17 protein-coding genes are annotated in these 21553 nt (G+C 59.9%); 7 read left to right on the top strand and 10 right to left on the bottom strand.

All coding sequences use genetic code 11. The features are described 5' to 3' along the window. The 3 genes from AB5Y92_RS10705 to AB5Y92_RS10695 form a co-directional block, all read right to left on the bottom strand. Window positions 1-516, bottom strand: a 516-nt coding sequence (locus tag AB5Y92_RS10705) for a FimV/HubP family polar landmark protein (RefSeq protein ID WP_368226749.1), incomplete at its 3' end; no start/stop codon positions are given. A gap of 271 nt (window positions 517-787) precedes the next feature. Continuing rightward, window positions 788-1804: an aspartate-semialdehyde dehydrogenase gene (locus AB5Y92_RS10700; RefSeq protein ID WP_005344937.1), complete on the bottom strand. Its 1017-nt coding sequence runs from the start codon at window positions 1802-1804 to the stop codon at window positions 788-790. A 193-nt stretch (window positions 1805-1997) separates the two neighbouring features. Beyond that, window positions 1998-3119 carry a 4-phosphoerythronate dehydrogenase gene (locus AB5Y92_RS10695; RefSeq protein ID WP_368226748.1) on the bottom strand — a complete coding sequence of 374 codons (1122 nt, stop codon included), beginning with the start codon at window positions 3117-3119 and terminating at the stop codon, window positions 1998-2000. A gap of 247 nt (window positions 3120-3366) precedes the next feature. Here AB5Y92_RS10695 and AB5Y92_RS10690 point away from each other — a divergent pair, with 247 nt between their 5' ends. From AB5Y92_RS10690 to AB5Y92_RS10680, 3 genes are all read left to right on the top strand, one after another. Beyond that, complete coding sequence (locus tag AB5Y92_RS10690) at window positions 3367-4110, top strand: phosphatase PAP2 family protein (protein WP_368226747.1); 744 nt, start codon at window positions 3367-3369, stop codon at window positions 4108-4110. A gap of 99 nt (window positions 4111-4209) precedes the next feature. Then, a complete protein-coding gene (gene rnt, locus AB5Y92_RS10685) occupies window positions 4210-4887 on the top strand; it encodes a ribonuclease T (RefSeq protein ID WP_201905601.1) in 678 nt (225 codons plus the stop codon). A gap of 274 nt (window positions 4888-5161) precedes the next feature. Continuing rightward, window positions 5162-6484 (top strand): Na+/H+ antiporter family protein, encoded by a 1323-nt coding sequence (locus tag AB5Y92_RS10680; protein ID WP_005361308.1) that lies wholly within the window; start codon window positions 5162-5164, stop codon window positions 6482-6484. Window positions 6485-6618: 134 nt separating this feature from the next. Here AB5Y92_RS10680 and AB5Y92_RS10675 read toward each other — a convergent pair whose 3' ends face one another. From AB5Y92_RS10675 to AB5Y92_RS10650, 6 genes are all read right to left on the bottom strand, one after another. After that, complete coding sequence (locus AB5Y92_RS10675; protein ID WP_368226746.1) at window positions 6619-8535, bottom strand: putative bifunctional diguanylate cyclase/phosphodiesterase; 1917 nt, start codon at window positions 8533-8535, stop codon at window positions 6619-6621. A gap of 1 nt (window position 8536) precedes the next feature. Further along, window positions 8537-9019, bottom strand: coding sequence for a molybdopterin-dependent oxidoreductase (locus AB5Y92_RS10670; RefSeq protein ID WP_227096325.1), 483 nt, complete (start codon window positions 9017-9019; stop codon window positions 8537-8539). Window positions 9020-9353: 334 nt separating this feature from the next. Then, window positions 9354-11255, bottom strand: a complete 1902-nt coding sequence (locus AB5Y92_RS10665) for a DEAD/DEAH box helicase (RefSeq protein WP_236768398.1) — start codon at window positions 11253-11255, stop codon at window positions 9354-9356. 180 nt (window positions 11256-11435) lie between these two features. Next, window positions 11436-11897, bottom strand: a complete 462-nt coding sequence (locus AB5Y92_RS10660) for a hotdog fold thioesterase (RefSeq protein ID WP_124929190.1) — start codon at window positions 11895-11897, stop codon at window positions 11436-11438. Window positions 11898-12065: 168 nt separating this feature from the next. Then, window positions 12066-12554, bottom strand: a complete 489-nt coding sequence (locus AB5Y92_RS10655) for a hypothetical protein (protein WP_368226745.1) — start codon at window positions 12552-12554, stop codon at window positions 12066-12068. Next, the gene (locus tag AB5Y92_RS10650; RefSeq protein WP_368226744.1) at window positions 12554-15625 is read right to left on the bottom strand and encodes an FAD-binding and (Fe-S)-binding domain-containing protein; all 3072 of its coding nucleotides are present in this window, start codon (window positions 15623-15625) and stop codon (window positions 12554-12556) included. The genes AB5Y92_RS10655 and AB5Y92_RS10650 overlap by 1 nt, the downstream gene beginning before the upstream one ends. Window positions 15626-15792: 167 nt before the next feature. On the opposite strand from AB5Y92_RS10650, the gene AB5Y92_RS10645 reads away from it, so the two are divergent. From AB5Y92_RS10645 to AB5Y92_RS10630, 4 genes are all read left to right on the top strand, one after another. After that, on the top strand, window positions 15793-16719 hold the full coding sequence (locus tag AB5Y92_RS10645) for a cation diffusion facilitator family transporter (RefSeq protein WP_236396842.1): 927 nt from the start codon (window positions 15793-15795) through the stop codon (window positions 16717-16719). 300 nt (window positions 16720-17019) lie between these two features. Beyond that, a complete protein-coding gene (locus tag AB5Y92_RS10640) occupies window positions 17020-18555 on the top strand; it encodes a TerC family protein (RefSeq protein ID WP_368226743.1) in 1536 nt (511 codons plus the stop codon). A gap of 196 nt (window positions 18556-18751) precedes the next feature. Next, window positions 18752-19873: an alkene reductase gene (locus AB5Y92_RS10635; protein WP_368226742.1), complete on the top strand. Its 1122-nt coding sequence runs from the start codon at window positions 18752-18754 to the stop codon at window positions 19871-19873. Between the two features lie 146 nt (window positions 19874-20019). Next, entirely contained in the window at window positions 20020-21006 is a 987-nt protein-coding gene (locus AB5Y92_RS10630) for a zinc-binding dehydrogenase (protein ID WP_368226741.1), read from the top strand. 113 nt (window positions 21007-21119) lie between these two features. Here the strand turns inward: AB5Y92_RS10630 and AB5Y92_RS10625 are convergent. After that, window positions 21120-21553 (bottom strand): adenosine deaminase (locus AB5Y92_RS10625; protein WP_368226740.1); only part of this gene is annotated, 434 nt, incomplete at its 5' end.

The raw sequence follows: 21553 nt of genomic DNA, 5'->3' as shown, positions 1-21553 counted from the left end.
CTGCTTGTCAGCCAGATATTTGGGGCTTAACCCCTTCCAGCTGGCGTTGTCGCTACGGAACTTGGCGCGGGCCTGAGCATCGGTGATGACGCTCGCCTCGGCCGCAGTCGGCAGCAGAATGCGGGACCCCACCAGAATGTGGTTGATATTGCCATCGGCAAAACTGCGGGGGTTTTTCTCGTAAATCGCCACCATGGTCTGGTAGACGCTGACCCGATTGGAGGGGCGATATTTGCTCGCCAGGCTCCAGAGGGTATCGGTCGGACGAACAGGGCCATAGCTACCGGCATTGGCAGTGACCTGACGCACCACCGGTTGGGCGGTTGCACGTACCGGTTGCGCGACGGGTCTGGCGACCGGCTGCGCCAGCGGCTGGGAATTGACGGCGGGAGGTGCGGGTTCGTCAGGGCCTTTTAGCTCGACAAAAAAAGGCTCCCGCGCCGAGTCTTCAGCCTGGACGGTGCCCAGCAGACCCAATGCGAGTAGCGTTGCCAATGTTATGCGGGAATGTCCCATATTCGTTCCTTCGTATGACGGCCCTATCACATTGAAAAATCTGGATAGTTACCCCAAAACAGTCGGTTCAATATAAATCAGGCTCGCCTGGCAAGCCAGCAGTCCGACACATTTAGCACCCAACTTGACCCTGAGTGTAGGAAAAAACTTAATCAGTTGATATCGCAACAGAATCTTGAAGTGACGGAGTGCGGCATGGGTCACACCCCGGTTTGATCACAGGCCGGATGCGCAGCACTCCCTGCTGCGCATCTGTGGCATCTGACCAGCCTTACAGATAGTCGCGAACCAGCAGCTCGGCAATCTGTACACTGTTGGTCGCCGCGCCCTTACGAACGTTATCGGCCACGATCCACATATTGATACCACTCGGGTGAGAAATATCCTGGCGCACCCGACCCACCAGCACCTCATCCTTGCCGGTTGCGTCACGCACCGGGGTCGGATAGTCCCCTTCGTCATCAAACAGGGTCACACCCGGTGCATTGCGCAGCAGATCCTTGACCTGTTCGGCATCGAGCGGCTGGTGCAGTTCGACGTGTACCGCCTCGGCGTGGCCGTAGAAGACCGGCACCCGCACGCAAGTCGGATTCACGGCAATGCTGGCATCGCCGAGGATCTTCTGGGTTTCCCATACCATCTTCATCTCTTCACGGGTGTAGCCGTTGTCAGTGAAGCTGTCGATCTGCGGGATCAGGTTAAAGGCGATCTGTTGCGGATAGAGGGTCGGTTCAACCGGACGACCGTTGAGCAGATGAGCGGTCTGACCCGCCAACTCGCTGACCCCCTCTTTGCCGGAGCCTGACACGGATTGATAGGTGGCCACGTTGATGCGGGCAATGCCCACTTCGTCGTGCAGCGGCTTCAGGGCCACCAGCATCTGGATGGTGGAGCAGTTGGGATTGGCGATGATGTTGCGATTGCGAAAATCGGCCAGCGCATCCGGGTTCACTTCCGGGATCACCAGCGGGATATCTTCGTCGTAACGGAAGCAGGAGGTGTTGTCGATGACGATGCAGCCGTGTTCGGCAGCAATCGGCGCCCACTTGGCAGAGACCTCGGCACCGGCGGAGAAGAGTGCGATCTGCACCTGGCTCCAGTCAAACTCCTCCACATCGAGGATCTCGAGGTTCTTGCCGCCAAAGCGCACGGTATCACCGGCGCTGCGGCTGGAAGCCAGCGGATAGAGGGTCGCTACCGGAAATTCGCGCTCTTCCAGGATCTCGATCATCGCCTGACCCACGGCGCCGCTGGCACCCAATACCGCTACGTTAAACTGCTGGCTCATTCTGTTCTCCTCTGATAATGCTGCAATGGCGCCGGGTGGCACCATGGTCGGCAGGCTCCCGCACGGCGAGATGACGCTGCCTGATATGGCTGAGCCGGCGCAGTAGCATCTGCGCCAGCTCAGTAAAAAATGGGGTGGAGGTAGCCTGTATGGCTCACCCCTTCCGGTTACCTTCCAACTCCTAGTCCCCGATTCAGGGGCGTGACAGCGCAAATCCCAGCTCGCCCAGCGCCTGGTCGGCAAACGCCCCCTCAACCTGCAGGGAGGATAGTTCACGGCGCTCGGGGTAGTGTTTGCGCTGCTCGTCAAAGCTGCCGGGCAAGCCGAGTCGGGCCCGGAAACGGGCATCATCGCGACGCACGTCATAAACCAGATGCACCAGCTGCTTGATCAACGCCTGATCCGGTGCGCGGCCCGGCATCACCACCTGCACATCGGGGGCAGGCAACAGCTGACTCAAATCCTGACGAGGCTGGCGTCCCAGCTGCTGGCAGAGCGCCTGATAGAGCATCCAGGTACCACGGGCCTTCCCCTCCAGGCTGTAACCGGCGATATGGGGGGTGGCAATCTCGGTATGGGGCACCAGCGCTGCCAGTGGCTCGGGCTCGTTCTCCCACACATCCATCACCAGTCGCAACGGCTTATCGCTCAGCTGGCGTGCCAGCAGGGCCCGGTTATCCCACACCTCGCCCCGGGAAGCATTGATCAGGATCTGCCCGGCAGGACGGGCGGCAATCTGCTCGGCATCGAGCAGATGGTAGGTGGCATCCTGCCCTTCGCGGGTGATGGGCACATGGAAGCTGACGATATCGGCGCCAAGGGCGGTCTGATAATCGACAAAGCCCGCATCGGGGGTATTACGCGCCCTGGGCGGATCGCAGCGCAGCACCTTCATGCCGAGTGCTTGGGCCTTGGCCGCCACACACTCGCCGGTATTGCCCGCGCCAATCACCGCCAACGTCATGGCCGAGAGCTCGAGTTCATAGCGCTCCGCCAGCACCAGCAGGGCGGAGAGCACATAATCCCCCACCGAATACTTGTTGCAACCGGGGGCGCTGAAGAAGGGAATATTGCGGCTTGCCAGCAGCGCCTTGTCCACATGGTCGGTGCCTATGGTGGCGGTGCCGACAAACCCGAGTTTCGGGCTGGTCGCCAGCAAATCGCCGTTGACGCGGGTGACCGAACGCACCAGCAGCACATCGGCATCGAGCAGATCGCGGGCCTGCATCTGCCGTCCGGGCAAGGCGATCACCTCGCCAAATTCGGCAAACAGCTCCACGGCATGGGGCATATTCTCATCAACGACTATCTTCATCGGGCTCTCTTTGGTCACAACCGCCACGGGGGCGCTATTCTAGCGCAAAGCCGCCCGAGATTTCAGCCTGTGATGCAATCCGGCACGAAACGGGACCACATTGCGCGGCAGCCACTCCATCCGCCCGTTCAAACAGAGGATGTCGCCACAAATGTGTAAGCAGAGGTAACAAACCGACTGCTCGGCTTTGTCCGGGCATATCTCGGTGGCACAATGCCCCTCTTTTTCGCGATCGCCCATACCCACCATGCCGCCACACGCTCCGCCGCTCCCAGCGTCAACCGCCTCACTCACCCGCAGTCAGGTGCTTGGATTCACTGCTCTGTTGATCCTGCCCCTGCTGCTGCTCGCCACCCTGCCCTGGCAGCCTTTTCTGACCGGCTCCCTGCAATCAGGCTGGTTATGGTGGTCATACGCCCTCACCCGCATGGTCGATCTTCCCGGGATCGGGGTCAGTGGCGCCCTCTTGCTGATGCTGACTCGCTACAAACTGAGACTGGAGTGGGCCTCCTTCATTGCGCTGGGGTGTGCACTGGCGGCCCTGCTTGCCAGCGACTGGGTGCTCAAGAGCCTGATCAAACACCTGACCGAAGAGCCCAGACCCTATCTGCTCTGGCTTGAGAGTCAGTCGCTGATCCCGGCCATCAAGCACTTCTACGCCAGTAGCGTCGATGTGCGCAGCGAACAGGTTCACGCCGCCAGCCAGCTGCTGGCCCTGCCAGAGTGGCTCGGCCACCACTGGCAGGACGAGGTGAACTACGCCTTCCCCTCTGGCCACAGCATCGCCGCCATCAGCCTGGCCCAGTTCTTTGGTCTGATCTGGCTGGCCCGCGCTCCCACGGGCGTCTGGCTGCTGCCGTTGTGGGCACTGGGGGTTGGTCTGTCGCGCATGGTAATGGGAATGCATTGGCCGGTTGATGTGCTGGCCAGCGCCCTGTTGGGCACGCTCACGGCGCTGATTGCCGCCCGTTGGTGGCTGCACAGATATTGAATCCTGCGCCACCTTGCCGCAGCCGACTGCGTGGGATGGGGGGACAAGCCTGTGCTTTTTTGCCATAATGCCGCCTCATTTTATCCCGACCGAGATCCCATGACCGACGCAGTTCATACCCTCAAGGGCCGTTTCCGTGGTTTTTACCCCGTCGTCATCGATGTTGAAACAGCCGGGTTCAACGCCAAGACCGATGCCCTGCTCGAAATCGCGGCTTACACCCTGAAAATGGATGAGCAGGGCTGGCTCGTTCCCGATCAGGTATTCCACTTTCATGTCGAGCCCTTCGAAGGGGCCAACCTGGAAAAGGCCGCGCTGGAGTTCACCGGCATCGACCCCTACAACCCGTTGCGTGGCGCTGTCTCGGAAAAAGAGGCACTGACCGAGATCTTCAAGGGGATCCGCAAGGGGATGAAGGAGCAGGATTGCGGCCGCGCCATCATAGTGGCCCACAACGCCACCTTTGATCACGGCTTCGTGATGGCTGCAGCCGAGCGTGCAGGCCTCAAGCGCAATCCATTCCACCCGTTTGCGACCTTCGACACCGCAGCCCTCTCCGGATTGGCGCTGGGTCAGACCGTGCTGGCCAAAGCGTGCCAGAGTGCCCGCATCCCGTTTGACAATAAAGAGGCGCACTCTGCCCTCTATGACACCGAACGCACCACAGAGCTGTTCTGTCATATCGTTAACCGCTGGAAGAGCATGGGGGGTTGGCCGCCAGCGCATCCGGATGATGACACAACCGATGCTTCTGCCGATGATGAGGGGCAAGAATAAACGGACGAAGGCTGCCAGTGGCAGCCTTCGCTTTTTTGGGGAAATGATTGATTGCACGGCGCACCGGAAATCGATATCAACGTCACTATCAACCGCTGCGCACGGGATCCACGGAGACAAACAGGTCACAAACCCTCATGTTGAGCAACCTTGTGCCACATGCTGCTGCGATATGAGGGGGTTGACTGATTTTTTTCTCGACATTTGTCACATTTTTCGCAAACTAACTCCCCTTCACATGACAGACAGCAATAACAAACTATAAGGAAATCAAATGAATCCAGTTGTTATCGCAGTCGGGCTGATGCTGGTGCTCAGTCTGCTGCGGATCAATGTGGTGGTCTCGCTGGCGCTGGGGGCCATTGCTGGCGGCCTGGTCGGTGGACTGTCGTTGACCGATACCCTCACCACCTTCAGCGGTGGCCTGGGCGGTGGCGCCGAGATTGCTCTCTCCTACGCCATGCTGGGTGCCTTTGCGGTTGCCATCTCCCGCTCCGGGATCACCGACCTGCTGGCCCGCAAGGTGATCAACCAGTTGGGCAAGGATGCCAGCTCGACCCGCATCATGTGGGTCAAAACCCTTCTGCTCTCTTCCGTGCTGGCCGTGGCGATCTCCTCCCAGAACCTGATCCCGGTTCACATCGCCTTTATTCCCATCCTGATCCCGCCGCTGCTGCACGTGATGGCACAGATGCAGATCGACCGTCGTCAGGTGGCCTGTGTCATAACCTTTGGCCTGACCGCCACCTACATGGTGCTGCCGGTCGGCTTTGGTGGCATCTTCCTCAACAACATTCTGGCCAAGAACCTGATCGATAACGGCGTGCCCATCACCACCAGCCAGATCCCGCTGGCGATGGCCATTCCGGTCGCCGGTATGGTACTGGGCCTGCTGATTGCGGTATTCATCAGCTATCGCAAACCGCGCCAGTACGATCTGGCCAAGATCCTGGATGCCGAGCCCGAAGCGGTCGAGCTCAACCTTACCCACATCTGGGTGGCTCTGCTGGCCATTGGCGTGGCGCTGGGGCTGCAACTGATGACCAACAGCATCGTACTGGGTGCACTGGCCGGTTTTGTCATCTTCACCTGCGGCGGCGTCATCAAGTTTCGCGAAAGCCAGGATGCCTTCACACAGGGAGTGCGCATGATGTCGCTGATCGGCTTCATCATGATCTCCGCCGCCGGTTTTGCCGCGGTGATGAAGGCAACCCACGGGGTCGACTCTCTGGTTCAGGTGGTCGCCTCCGGCATCGGTCAGCACAAGGGGATCGCCGCCTTCCTGATGCTGCTGGTGGGTCTGCTCATCACCATGGGGATCGGTTCTTCCTTCTCCACCGTGCCCATCATAGCCACCATCTATGTGCCGCTCTGTCTGCAGCTTGGCTTCTCACCAATGGCGATCATCGCACTGGTTGGTACCGCTGGCGCGCTGGGGGATGCGGGTTCACCGGCCTCCGACTCGACGCTGGGCCCCACCTCAGGCCTTAACGCCGACGGCCAGCACGACCATATCTGGGACAGCGTGGTGCCCACCTTTATTCACTACAACATCCCGCTGGTGATCTTCGGCTGGATTGCCGCCATGGTGCTCTGATAGCCCCTCGGGCTGCGAACTCTGCACGTCACAATGCACAACAAGAAGGCGACCTGATGGTCGCCTTCTTGTTGTATTCGACTAGATGAACAACAGCACGGTAGCTTGTGGTGACGGTGAAAAGGCACCGCTCGCTAACCCAGCGCAACCTCCTGCATGATGCTCCGATTGATAAAGTAGCGATGGCAGAACAGCAGAAAGTCCTGTAGTGGCAAGGGCCTCGAGTAGAAATAGCCCTGAATTTCATCCACCCCTATGCTCAGCACCGCCTTCAGCTCATCGTTGTTTTCCACCCCTTCCGCCACCACCCGCACACCGAGTTGATGAGAGAGGCTGGTGATCGCCTCGACGAACAGCGCCTGACGGGTGTCATTGTCGATGGCCGTGATAAATGAGCGGTCGATCTTGAGCTTGTCGAAATAAAGTTCCCGCAAATAGGAGAACGATGACCAGCCGGTACCGAAATCATCAAGGGCCACCCGCACTCCGATCTGACGCAGGGTGTCGATGATTTGCTTGCTCAGCTCGATATCATCCAGAGCAATCGTTTCGGTCAGTTCGACGATCAGCTGTTGCAGGCTTAGCGGCCCCTCTCTCATGTTCTCATCCAGCTGGGCTGGCAACCCCATAGTGAACATGGAACTCGAGAGGTTGACCGAGATCTCCAGCGGTTCAATCAAGTCGCTCGGGAAAGTGGCGAGATCATGTTGCAAGCGCCGGAAGATCCATAACCCGAGCGCTTCCCCCAGCCCGTTATCTTCCGCCAGCGAGATGATATCGAGGGGCGGAATAAACCCGTACTCCGGGTGATTCCAGCGGATCAGTACCTCAGCCCCCAGTCGCACCCTACCTTGACCACGGACAATGGGCTGATAGTAGAGGCTCAACTGCAAATTGCTGTGGTGCTGGATCAGCTCGCGCAACTCGGTCGACAAACGGCGGTTACGCAGATAGTGCTGATACATGCTGCTGGAGAAAACCACGTAACGATTCAGCCGCTTGCGCTTGGCACTGTCGAGGGCGATATCGGCAAACAACAGCATCTCCTCCGGCGTGTGTACCGGTCGCACGTACTGGCTGACCCCCATAAAGACCCGCACCCGGTGGGCGGGATCAGTCGCCAAGGCGAGCCCGGCAAGTTCGTTACGCAGCTGCTCCAGAAATGGAAAGCGCAAATAGGTGGGCATAACGCCGGAAATAATGATGGCAAACTCATCGCTACCGGTACGGGCGGCAAAGAGACCGTCAACCGATACCGCGCGGATCCGCTCGGCCAGTTGCGTCAGCAATGCATCCCCCACCTCGTAGCCCAGGCTGTCATTTACCTCCCTGAAATGGCCAAGATCCACCAGACAGACGGTCACGCTGCTGCGCCCCCCTTTATGTCCCGTCAGCTGCTTGAGGTGTTTGATCAAGGAGGCCCGGTTCGGCAAGCGGGTTAGCGCATCATTCCACGCCAGAAAGTGCTGGTGGCGCACTTCGCGAAACAGCATCAGCAGCATCACCACGGTCGCCAACATCAAGAAAGCCAGAATGAAGAAGTTCTGGATACGCGACGAGTTGAGTACCTCCCGCTGGGCAATAGCGGATGGACCGGTGAAATTTTTCACCATCACATCGCGGATCGCAGCCAGATCCCGAGCCAACTCCTCGGCAAAACGAGCAAGTTCTTTTGAATCTCGCTCTCCGCTGACCACGGCCTGCTCATACTTCTCGAACAGAGTCATGATCTTGCCTGCTGCCTGTTCAGCCCCAAAGCGGGTTCGCACAGGCTTGGCCTCCTCCCCGTGCAGGAAGACATCGAGCCGGTTCCAGGCAATATCAAAGCGCTTGTTCATCTCTTCCTGACTGGTCGAACCGGTACGATAGAGAGAGAGCGCTTCATCAAAGCCATGGATTTCCAACTCCAGCTGCGCCAACGCCCAGGCGGAGAGTTGGGTATAGCGGGTCACAGCATTAAAAGCACGGTCATAGTTCCAGACCGACCAGATGGCAACCCCCAAAAAGGCAGTCACCATCAGGCTCAAGCTTAGAAACTTGCCGCGCAGCATCTTATTTGCTCTCAATCGCCGTCAGTTGCCACACCATCCGGCTGTGATAGAGCTCCTTGTTCAGCTCCGGGTGATCAGAGAGGGGATAGATGATCCAGAGCGGCCCCTTGTTGCGCAGGGTCAACGCCTTGCCATCCTGCTTCTCGGCCAGCAGTACCGCATATTTATCTCCATCTTCCAGCGGCACAGCCGCCCAGTAGTCATTGATGGCGACCGCCTTGACCTCCCCACTCTTGAGACCATACATCTTGACCAGATCTCGCAGCAGCACGCCACGATAGGTGTGATCCCCCTCGGTCCAGGGGGTCTGGGTCTTGACCTCTGTCTGAGGTAAGGCCTCAAACTCGGCCCGGGTCAACACGACCTCCCCTTTACCATGGCAACAGCCATCCCCCTTGATCTTGAGGAAGGGATCATCAGCCAACACCATGCCAGAAACGAGACAGCCGGATAACAGCAGCATCCTGCCAAGCCATCCACCCATGATAGACCTCCGTATCGTACTGTTTGTTTTATTGGTTTCACTCAGCCCACCCACATGACAACGGCAGAGTCACAATGCAAAACAATGTTGCGGCAAGCAGCTCACCACAACAGGCAACCAGCATCAGGCTGTACCCGAATGCCACCAAAAGCATGGCATCCTGGCTCCGAATGTCACAACTGCATCGGAAAATATTCATGTCCCTTTGGCTCTCGACTTGGGTTATGGAACAGAAATATGACCCCCACACAGGAAAACTGACGGTGCAGTCCCTATCGCAGATACAAAAAAAAGGCCGCTCAATGAGCGGCCTTCTTCATAACGGGATCAGCAATCAGCTTTCGCGACGCTTGCCACCGAATTTGCGATCTTTGTTGAAGCCACCTTCACGGCGCTCCCCGCTCTTGTTGAACGGACGGTCACCCTGGGGACGGCGATCCTTGTTGAAAGGACGGTCGCCACGGAACGGACGATCACCACGGGGCGGACGGCTGCTGGTGTTGCCACCGGCCGGCACTTCGGTGTAGCGAGTGATCTGCAGCGGACGCTGGCAAACACGGGCTTTCTTGATCACTTCCAGTACATCGGCGCTCATGCCTTTCGGCAGATCGACGGTGGAGAAGTCATCAGCGATGTCGATGTTGCCGATGAAGCGGCTCTCGATATTCGCTTCGTTGGCGATGGCGCCCACGATCTGGCCCGGCTTGACGCCGTGATGGGCACCCACGTCTACGCGGTAGCGCTCCATCTCCACATCCGGGTTGTCTTTCAGCGGACGCGGCTCCAGGGACGGCATGCGACGGGCAGGACGATCACCACGGTCACCGAAATCACGACCGCCACGGTCGTTGAAGTCACGGCGCTCGAAGCCACCACGATCGCTGCTGTTGTTGAACAGCGGATCCGGAATGGAGTCATCCAGCAGCAGCGGTTGGTCACCCTGTACCAGCTTGGCCAGTGCAGCAGCCAGCTCCAGCGGATCGGCAGAATCTTCTTCGATCAGCTCGTTGACCAGGTTGTGGTAGATCTCGAGCTCTTCACCCATCATGGTTTCGCGGATGCGCTCTTTGAACTTGGCCAGACGATGCTGGTTGATGTCCTCGGTGCTCGGCATCTTCATCGGCTCGATGGCCTGACGGGTTGCGTGCTCGATGGCGCGCAGCATACGACGCTCGCGGGGAGCCACGAACAGGATGGCTTCGCCTTTACGACCGGCACGACCGGTACGGCCGATACGGTGAACGTAAGATTCGGTGTCGTACGGAATGTCGTAGTTCACTACGTGAGTGATGCGCTCAACGTCCAGACCACGGGCGACAACGTCGGTGGCGATCAGGATATCCAGCTGGCCTTGACGCAGTTTGTCGACGGTACGCTCACGCAGTTTCTGCGGGATGTCGCCGTGCAGCGCTTCACAAGCGTGGCCACGGGCGGCCAGCTTGCCAGCCAGCTCTTCGGCAGCGTTCTTGGTGCGTACGAATACCAGCAGGGCTTCGTAGGATTCCACTTCCAGCAGACGGGTCATGGCGTCCAGCTTGTGCAGACCGGTTACCTGCCAGTAGCGCTGGCGAATAGTGGTCGCGGTAGCAGTCTTGGAGGCGATCTTGATCTCTTTGGGCTGCTTCAGGTGCTTCTGGGCCACGCGACGGATCTGCTCCGGCATGGTGGCAGAGAACAGGGCAACCTGACGAGTGCTCGGGCACTGCTCCATGATCCAGTCAACGTCGTCGATGAAGCCCATACGCAGCATTTCATCAGCTTCGTCCAGTACCAGAGCTTTCAGGCCGGAGAGGTCCAGGTTCTTGCGACGGATCAGGTCCATCACGCGGCCCGGAGTACCGACGACAACCTGGGCACCGCGACGCAGGGCGCGGGTCTGGGTTTCGTAAGAGGCACCGCCGTAGATGGGCAGTACGTGGAAATCAGGCATGTGGTGGGCGTAGCGTTGGCACGCTTCAGCCACTTGCAGCGCCAGTTCGCGGGTAGGCGCCAGCACCAGGATCTGGGTGTTGCGGTTACCAGCTTCCAGACGAGACAACAGAGGCAAGGCAAAAGCAGCGGTCTTCCCTGTACCGGTTTGCGCCTGCCCCAGCAGATCGTGTCCCGCCATCAGGTGGGGAATTGCTGCGGCCTGGATCGGTGACGGGCGCTCATAGCCCACGTCCTGCAGCGCTTTCAATACAGGCGCGGCCAGTCCAAGCTCACTAAAAAGGGGCAGTTGTTCGGTATCAGACATAGATTCTTCCAGATTAAGGCAGGCGGCTAACACCGCGGAATAGCAAAAAGGCGGCGATTATAGCGCCACTTTGTTCTGCTGTCTTGAAAAATGTGATAAGCCTCTCAAGACGTTGGCAATTATAGAGGGATCTGACGAGTATGGCTTGCTTATTTTGCACTCATAGTGCGTTATTGCAGATCACTCCTCGCTGGAGTCCTTGCCCCGCTTGTGTTTGAGCACCGCCATGGTCAGTCGGCTGGTGCACAATAAACGCTCACGTTCGTCCCGAATTTCAATCTGCCACACCTGGGTTGTTGCTCCCAGATGGAGCGGCGTGCAACGCCCGGTCACCACCCCTTCCCGTTTAGCTCGCAGATGGTTGGCATTCACCTCCAGCCCCACACAGTAGCTATCTGGCCCGACCGCCATATTGGCGGCAATCGATCCCAAGGTTTCCGCCAGCACCACAGATGCGCCGCCATGCAGCATGCCAAGAGGCTGGTGGGTGCGGTGATCCACTGGCATAGTGGCCTCCAACCAGTCTGGGCCAAAAGCGGTATAGATGATATCGAGGTGGGCCATCAGGGTGTTGCGAGAGGTGGCGTTGAGCCCCTCCAGACTCATGGGTTTACGCCAGATGGGCGCAATATCGTGACTCATTGCGAGCAGACTCCTTATGTTAGCGATGAATGCGTACCGATATGAGTGAAACGCCCTCCATCGGCAAAATGGTTCGGTTATGTGAGTTGTTGGTTACCAGGTGACGTGGTAACAACGCAGCCCCGACACGGAGCTGCGTGTTACACAATCATGCCATTAAGCGGGATGTCACCAGGGGTAGGTAACGCCGGGCCACTCGGACCAAGGCACATCTCGCCCCGGCAAGCGGGGTTCTGGCCACTGCCACACCCTGGCGAGCCAGTCGCGCAGCTGAATCTCCAGCTCCTCATCCGTGATGGGCGCCTCGGCCACCTTCCAGAAGAAGAGCTCCACCGCTACCTCCGGCAGCACCGAGGGGTAGAGATAAACCCCCCCCAAAAATTGCGGCTCCCGATCCGGACTCCATAGGCCATAGGCGAACGAGCGCTTGGCCAGAAACTCCGACTGCTGCCACTCCAGGTCTCCTTCGTGCTGGCTCAGGCTGAAATTGGCCGAGGGCCAGAGATCGTTCGGGCGAAACAGCTGATGGAGCTGCTCGCGCTCGCGCAACATGGCGACAAACTCCACCACCGCCTGAGAGGGAGTGGCGGGTAACAGCAAGAAACGTGGATGCCGATAGGCCTTCGGCACCCGAAACCGCTTGGGGAACGTCAGCATCAGAGCAGCTCCAGCAGGGCTTGCAATGGATGTTTGAGCTTTTCCCCCTCCATCCGTTTGACCTGACTGCGGCACGAATAGCCGGTCGCCAGACAGCGCGCTTTGGGCAGGCGGGTGAGCGGGTCGGCCCAGCTCAACCCATAGATGCCCTTGGAGTTCTCCACCTGTTTGACATCGTGACCATAGGTGCCCGCCATACCGCAGCAACCCACAGAGACTGGCTGCAAGCTGGCCCCGAAGCGGCCAAACAGGGTGCTCCAGTCGCCGTGGGTCGAGGGCTTGGCGGTCTTCTCGGTGCAGTGGGCAAAGAGATACCAGGGCTCGCCCCCCTCCTCGCTCTTTGCCTTGTTGGCACTAGCAGGCAGTTGATCTGCCGGCAGCGAGAGCAGCCACTCCTGCGGCAACAACACCTGAAAATCACCGCGGGCCGACCCCAGCGCCTTGGCATACTCGTCGCGATAGCAGAGCACCATGGCCGGATCCACCCCCACCATGGGAATGCCAAGCGCCGCCACCTTGTTGAGGAACTGGGCGCTGTTGGCTGCAGTGCGGGCAAAGGCACGCAGGAACCCCTTGATATGCTGGGGCTTACCGTTGGGTTTAAAAGGCAGCAGGTAGGGCTGAAAGCCGAGCTTGCTGGCGAGTTTCACCAGGTCGCGCACCACGGGGGCGTCGTAATAACTGGTGAAGGGGTCCTGCACTATCAGCACTACCAGCTTGCGCTGCTCGGCACTCATCCGCTCCAGTCCCGGCAGATCAAAATAGCGGGCACGGTTGTCGTGCAGGCTCTCGGCCAGGGTCGGCACCGAGAGCAGCGGCACATCCACCATGCCGATACTCTTCTCGGTCGCCTTCTGGGCCCACTCTTTTTCGAGGAAGAAGTTAACCAGCTTCGGCGCCTTGGCAAGCAGCGGTGCATAGCTCTCCACCGTGCCGACAAAATAATCCTTCGGCGCACGCAGGTAGCGGCCGTGATAAAGCTGCATAAAGCGGGCGCGAAAATCGGGCACATCCACCTTGATCGGGCACTGGCTGGTACATGCCTTGCAGGCCAGACAGCCCGCCATCGCCTCCATCACCTCATGGGAGAAATCATACTCGCCGCGCTGTTTGGCCCAGCTGTTGCGCACCTTGTCCACCAGCTGTTTGAAGCGCACACCACCGGATTGCAGTGCCACCTCTTCCGCCAACGGATCGAAGCCCTGCTCCGCCAGCTGACGCAACCATTCACGCATCAGGCCCGCCCGCCCCTTGGGGGAGTGGCGGCGATCGCGGCTGATCTTGACCGAGGGGCACATGGGGGAGTCGGTCTCGAAGGTGAAGCAGAGACCGTTGCCGTTACAATCCATGGCGCGGGTGTAGCTGGTGCGCACCGCGAGCGGGATCTGGCGGTCATACTTGCCGCGCTTGGGCCCATCCACCGACACCAGCTCGGCGCCGCTACCGTAGGGAATGCAGATCTTGCCCGGATTGATGCGGTTCGCTGGGTCGAATGCCCCCTTGACCCGCTGCTGCTCTTCCCACAGCTCGCCAAAGAAGGCGGGACTGTATTCGGAGCGAAAGCCCTTGCCGTGCTCGCCCCACATCAGGCCGCCATATTTGGCGGTGAGCGCCACCACCTGATCGGAGATACGGCGCAGCAGCACCTCCTGCTCGGGATCGCACAAATCCAGCGCCGGGCGCACGTGCAGTACACCGGCATCGACGTGGCCGAACATGCCGTAGTCGAGGCCGTGGGCGTCCAGCAGGGCACGAAACTCCATGATGAAATCGGCCAGTGACTCTGGCGGCACGGCGGTATCTTCAGTGAAGGCCACTGGCTTCTTGCGCCCTTCGGCATTGCCCAGCAGCCCCACCGACTTCTTGCGCATGGTGTAGATGGTCTCGATGCTCGGCAGGTGGTCACACACCTGATAGCCGATGATCCCCGCCTCCCCCTTGGCCAGCAGCGCGTCGATACGGCGGCACAGCTCCGCCACCTTGGCCTTGTGCGCAGCCTCGTCGGTATCGGCAAACTCGACAATGTTGAGCCCCTGCAGATCCTTGCCGGGCACATCCTGAATAAGTTCTTTCACCGAATGCCAGATGATGTCGGCGCGGGCCAGTCCGAGCACCCGGGAATCCACCGTTTCCACCGACAGCGCTTGGGCCTCAACCATAAAGGGGGCGTTGCGCAGGGCGGAGGGGAAACTGTCGTACTTGACGTTGACCAGAGTGCGATAACGCGGGATGGGGGTGATATTGAGTTTGGCTTCGGTGATAAAGCCGAGAGACCCTTCAGATCCGCACAGCACCCGGCTCACATCCAGCGTGTCGGTATCGGGTTGATAGAGGTGCTTGAGATCGTAACCGGTCAGAAAGCGGTTGAGCTTGGGGAAGGTCGCCTCGATGTCGGCGCGGCGCTCCTTGCCGATGCGATAGAGGGTGCGATAGATCTCTCCTTCGCGACTCTCCAGCGCCAGCTTGTCGGCAAGCCGTTCGCTACTTAGCGGCTCGGTCGCCATGATGTCACCATTCTCCAGCACGGCTTTGAGGCCGAGCACGTGATCCGAGGTTTTGCCGTAGACCAGCGACCCCTGCCCCGAGGCGTCGGTGTTGATCATGCCCCCTAAGGTGGCGCGGTTGGAGGTGGAGAGATCCGGCGAGAAGAAGTAGCCGTGGGGCTTGAGATAGGCGTTGAGCTGGTCTTTCACCACCCCGGCCTGGGCGCGCACCCACCCCTCCTCCAGATTAATTTCCATGATCTGGTTCATATAACGGGAGAGATCGACGATAATGCCGCCGCCCAATGACTGACCATTGGTGCCGGTACCGCCACCGCGAGGGAAAAAACTCAGGGAGGCGAACGCCGGCTCTGCGGCCAGCTTGAGCATTGCTGCTATGTCGTCCGCACTGCGCGGATAGAGAACCGCCTGAGGTACTACCTGATAGACGCTGTTATCCGTCGCCATCGCCAACCGGCTTGCATAAGACTTTTCGATATCACCACGAAATGCGCTGCGCTCTAGCAACTCAAGAAACTGCAGGGTTGCGGGTGACAAACTGTCCTGGTAATCGAGTCTCGGGATCATGAATCCTTGTTCCCATCCTTTGCTTGATGCCGGCACGCCGGCGACAACGACTGGCCAGCCGCCTGTCAATGGCAGTCAGGCCAGTCCGCTCACATGTGAGCGGGCAGTATATCAGCTAGAAAACCGCTTGCGCTTGGCAATATTCACCATTTGAAAGGAGGACTTTTATGGCTCACCACAGCCATGTTATCAGTACGCTGGTCACCACCGAAAAACAGGCGCTTACCCTGTCGCTGTTCGGTTGTATTACCTTTGCCATCTTCGGCATCGGCTACGGCCTCTTCGTCGGTTCCAACGCCATCATGCTCGATGGTATCTTCACCCTGTTCAGCATGGGTATGACGGGCCTCGGTCTTGTTACCGCCTATCTCGTTACCCGCCCTTCCGATGCGCGCTTCCAGTACGGCTACGCCCACTTCGAGCCCATCACCAACGTCATCAATGGCGCCATTATCTTGCTGCTCTGCCTTGGCGCTCTCTATAGCGGCATCACCACCCTGCTGGAGGGAGGACGAGAGATCGATCTCGGCCACGCCCTCATCTATGCCGCCGTCTCCACCTTCTTCTGCGCCATCATCTATCGCATCGAAGCCCAGGTCGCCGAGCAGGTAGACTCCGAGCTGGTGCGGGTCGACTCCAAGGAGTGGCTGGTGGATACCCTGCTCAGCGCCACCCTGCTGATTGGCTTTGTGGTCGCCATCGGCCTTGATGCCATCGGCTACGGCCAATACAACCGCTACATAGACCCGGTGCTGGTCTCGCTGCTGGCCCTCTGCGCAACTCTCATTCCCATCAAGGTGCTCGGCCGCAACCTGCGGGAAGTGTTGAAGATCGCCCCCAAGGGGGATGTGCCACGGCAAGTCGAGCAGGAGATCGAGGCGCTGCGCCAGCGCCACGGCATCGAGTGCTACAGCCATCTGGCCAAAAGCGGTCGCCGCTTCGATCTGGAATTGAACATTCTGGTGGCGCCGGGTCAGGAGTGGCCCGTCGAACGTCAGGATGCACTGCGTCAGGAGCTCTGGTCTCGCCTTGGCGATACCCTGGGGGATGCCTGGCTCTCGGTCTGTTTCACCCGCGAAAAGCGCTGGTTGTAACGACCGCACGGGGGAGCGCGGCACCGCCGCCTCCCCTGTCGCATCACAACCCCATCACGCCACGCTGACACTGCTCTTGCCAAATTGGCGCCAGCCGCTATCATCAGGGCTCATTTTTCACCCGAGGTTTTATTGCCCATCATGGACAATCCCCGAAGTTGCCCTTCGTCTCTCTCTGTCAAAGCCTATCTTTTTCTGCTTAATCAGCGCCTCTGAATAACACCTTTGCCTTGCTGTTACTGCGGCCATCTTGCGCCGTGATCACTGTTTGCTCTGTCTGTTTTTATTGAGGTCGTCACAATGGAATTGCTGCTGGATCCCCATATCTGGATCGGTCTGTTTACCCTGATCATTCTGGAAATCGTGCTGGGGATCGACAACCTGGTCTTTATCGCCATTCTGGTGAAAAAACTGCCCCCCGCCCAACGGGACAAGGCCCGCGTCATCGGCCTGTCGCTGGCCCTGCTGATGCGACTTGGGCTCTTGAGCGTCATGTCATGGCTGGTCACCCTGACCACCCCGATTTTGCACCTGTGGGATCACCCCTTCTCCGGTCGGGATCTGATCCTGATGGGGGGCGGCCTGTTCCTGCTGTTCAAGGCTACCTCCGAGCTGCATGAGCGGCTGGAAGCCAAACCCCAAGATGACGGCCCGGTCGGCGCCTACGCCAGTTTTGGCGTGGTGATCGCCCAAATTCTGGTGCTGGATGCGGTCTTCTCGCTCGACTCCATCATCACCGCCGTCGGCATGGTGGAGCACCTTGGCGTAATGATGGCCGCCGTGACCATCGCCATGGTGGTGATGGTGCTCGCCTCCAAACCGCTGACCCGCTTCGTCAACGCCCACCCAACCGTGGTGGTGCTCTGCCTGAGCTTCCTGCTGATGATCGGCTTCAGCCTGGTGGCAGAAGGCTTCGGCTTCCACATTCCGAAGGGCTACCTCTACGCGGCCATCGGCTTCTCGGTGCTGATCGAGTTTTTCAACCAGCTGGCCCAGCGCAGCGCCATGCGTCACGAATCCAAACAGCCGCTGCGCGAGCGCACCACCGCCGCCATCTTCAAATTGATGGGCAGCAAGGCCTATCAGGATCAGCCGGATGACGATCTGGATGCCCCGGCCGTAGCGCCGGTGAGCTTTGGCGAGGAGGAGCGCTATATGGTGACCGGCGTACTGTCGCTGGCCGAACGCTCCATTCGCACCATCATGACCCCGCGCTCGGAGATGGCCTGGATCGATATCAACGACTCCAGCGACGAGATCCGCGCCCTGCTGCAGCGCGAGCCCCACAGCCTGTTCCCCATCTGTGACGGGGATCTGGACGAGGTGATCGGAGTGGTCAAGGCGCGCGACCTGCTGTTTGCCTTGAACGAAGGGCAATCCTTGAGCGAACTGGCCAAGCAGAACGATCCCATTATCGTGCCGCAGACCATCAACGTGATCCGTCTGCTGGCGGAGCTGCGCAAAGCCAAGGGAAGCCTTATTCTGGTCTCCGACGAGTTTGGCGTGATCCAGGGGCTGGTCACCACCCACGATCTGCTGGAGGCCATCGTCGGCGAGTTGCCGGACGAGGACGAAACCCCGGATATCGTGCGCGATGGCGAAGGGTGGCTGATCAACGGCAGCACCAACATCCACCATGTTGAGCAGGTGCTGGAGCACGAGGGGCTGGTGAGCGAGAGCGATGAATACGTGACCCTGGCGGGCATGCTGCTCTCCCACTTCGGCACTCTGCCCACCTCGGGTCAGCAGTTGCAACTGCAGCAGCTCAACTTCGAGGTGATCGAGGTGAGCGAGCGGCGCATCGAGCGGGTGAAAGTGATGCCCGCCGCGGCTTGAGCCTGCCACCAGCAGAAAACAGAAGAGGGCCAGACGGCCCTCTTTTTTATGCTTCAGCTTTATGCCTCAACGCCTCCTTTCCCGGCGGTTTGTGCTGATTGCTGCATCAAGCACAATTCTCTTGTGCAATTACCCCTCTTTTTCACAACAAGATGGCGGCATAAAGTGGCCTCACTTCCACCATGAGGAACTCAAGATGAGCCACGATCACCTGTTCTGCCCGCTGCGCCTCGGCCAGCTGCACCTTGCCAACCGCATCGTCATGCCCCCCATGACCCGCTCCCGTGCCAGTCAGCCGGGTGATGTGGCTAACGCCATGATGGCGAGCTACTACGCCCAGCGCGCCGAGGCGGGCCTGATCATCAGCGAAGGCACCCAAATCGACCCCATGGGCAAGGGCTATGCCTGGACGCCAGGCATCTACAGCGCCGAGCAGATCGCTGGCTGGAAGCTTGTGACCGATGCCGTACACGCCAAGGGGGGCACCATCTTCGCCCAGCTCTGGCACGTGGGCCGGGTCACCCATCCGGACAACATCGGCGGCGCCCAGCCCATCTCCGCTTCAGCTCTGCCCGCAGTGGGCGTCAAGGTGTTCGTCGATAACGGCAGCGATGCGCCGGGCTTTGTCGAGACCGTCACCCCGCGCGCCATGACCCAGGCCGATATCGATGCGGTGGTGGGCCAGTTCCGTCAGGCGGCTCGCAACGCCATCAGCGCCGGTTTTGACGGCATCGAGCTGCACGCCGCCAACGGATACCTCATCAACCAGTTCCTCGACTCCGAATCCAACGCCCGCAACGACAGTTATGGCGGATCGCTGGAAAACCGGTTGCGCTTCCTCAAAGAGGTGACCGAAGCGGTCTGCAGCGAGATCGGGGCTGACCGGGTCGGGGTGCGCCTTGCGCCGCTCACCACCCTCAACGGCACCGTCGATGCCAACCCGCAGGAGACCTATCTGGCCGCCGCCCGCCTGCTGGGCCAGCTCAATGTCACCTACTTGCACATCGCCGAAGCGGACTGGGACGATGCCCCCCTGATGCCGGAGAACTTCAAGCAGGGTCTGCGGGATGCCTTCCCCAACACCCTGATCTACGCCGGTAAATATGATGGTGATCGCGCCCGCGCCGCCCTCGAAGCGGGCTGGGCCGACATGATTGGCTTTGGTCGCCCCTTCGTCGCCAACCCGGACCTGCCGAACCGGCTGCGCCACGGCTATCCGCTGGCCCCCCACGATCCGGCCACCCTGTTTGGCGGTGGCGAGAAGGGGTTGACCGATTACCCCGCCTATCAGGCCGATGACGCAGCAGCCAGCCGCTGATTGTCGATGGCCAACCGGCCACGTAACGCAGGCCCCACAGGTTGGGGCCTGTCGTATTGTTACCCATTCGCAGCAGTGGCAGTTTCTCTGTATTGCTGTTGCAATGACCTCGTTGTTCTCTCCCCTCGCTTTCACAAGGAGTCATCATGAATCACACCCAAGCCTGGTGCTGGCATGCCCCCGGTGAACCGACCCAGCTTACCCTCGCCGATCTGCCCCTGGCACCGCTCGCCCCTGACGAGGTACTGGTAGCCAACCGGGTCATCGCTTTCAACCCGGTGGACTGGAAGCTGATCGAATATGGCCACTCCAACTGGCAGGACGGTCAGGTGCCCGGTGTCGATGGCATGGGCACTATCGTGGCCCTCGGCGCCAACGTCAGCCATCTGCGTCTCGGTGCCCGGGTCGCCTATCACACCGACCTGCGCCACCACGGCAGCTTTGCCCGCCACACCCGAGTACCCGCCCGTGCCCTGCTGCCGGTGTCCGATGCCCTGAGTGACGAGGCAGCCGCCGCCCTGCCCTGTCCCGGCCTCACCGCTTGGCAGGCGCTGGCCAAGTTGCCGCGCCTGCACGGGGAAGCGCTGCTCATCACAGGTGCTGGCAGCAGCGTCGGCCGTTTTGCGGTGCAGCTCGCCCTCCAGCAAGGAGCGCGGGTCTTTGCCAGCGCCAGTCCACGCCACCATCACTGGCTCAAACAGATCGGTGTGCAGGGGGTGGCCGATTATCGGGATCCCGACTGGCTGGCCACCTTGCAGACTGCCAACGGCAACGAGCCGTTCGAGGGGATCATCGATCTGGTCTCCAGCCAACAGGCAGAGAGCCTGCTGCCCGCCCTTGGCTACTACGGTCACATGGTGACTGTGCTCGGGCGCATCCCGCACAATCCGCTGCCCGCCTTTGCCCATTGCCATTCGTTGCACGAGATTGCGCTGGGCGCCCAGCACGCCTTTGGCACCGACAAGCAGTGGAGCCGACTGGTGGCCGCCGGTGTCGCCATGATGGCGCAGATGGCGAGCGGCGAACTGACCCTGCCGCCGCTGGTGGTGGGCGACTTTGAGGCACTGCCTACCCTGCTCGAGCGCTTCAAGCGCGAAGGACAGGGCGAGAAGTTTCTGGTGCGAGTGGCGTAATACAGCCCTCCTTCTGCAACCACACCAGCCATTGAAATAAGAGAGGCCCGCCAGTGATGACGGGCCTCTCTTTATATCTAGTGCATCTCATCTCGACTTCATTGGCGCCTGACTCAATACAGGATCACCCCGTGAGTTGCGGCATAACTGCGGATCTCCCGGGTCAGCCGCGCCTTGTCGGCCAGAGAGAGCCAGCTCGCCTCAACGGCATTGAGCGACAAGCGACAGAGCTGACTCATGGTCGCGCCGAGGCCATCGGCCAGCGCCACAAAGTTGGCATTCATATAGCCGCCAAAGTAGGCGGGATCGTCCGAGTTGATGGTGACGCAGAGCCCCTGCTCCAACAGCCGCAACACATTGTGCTGGGCCATATTGCCGAACACCTTGAGCCGGGTGTTGGAGAGGGGACAGACGGTGAGCGGCAGCCGGGTATCGGCCAGATAGCGCAGCAGCTCGGGATCGTCTGCCGAGCGCACCCCGTGATCGATGCGGCATACCTTCAGCTCGTTGATCGCCTGCCAGATGTAGTCGGCAGGGCCCTCTTCAC

Origin of the sequence: Aeromonas sp. R1-1, from assembly GCF_040908495.1 — a bacterium.
GTDB lineage: Bacteria > Pseudomonadota > Gammaproteobacteria > Enterobacterales > Aeromonadaceae > Aeromonas > Aeromonas veronii.
Note: the sequence above shows the minus strand (reverse complement) of the source record. Positions and strands in the feature narration are given on the sequence as shown.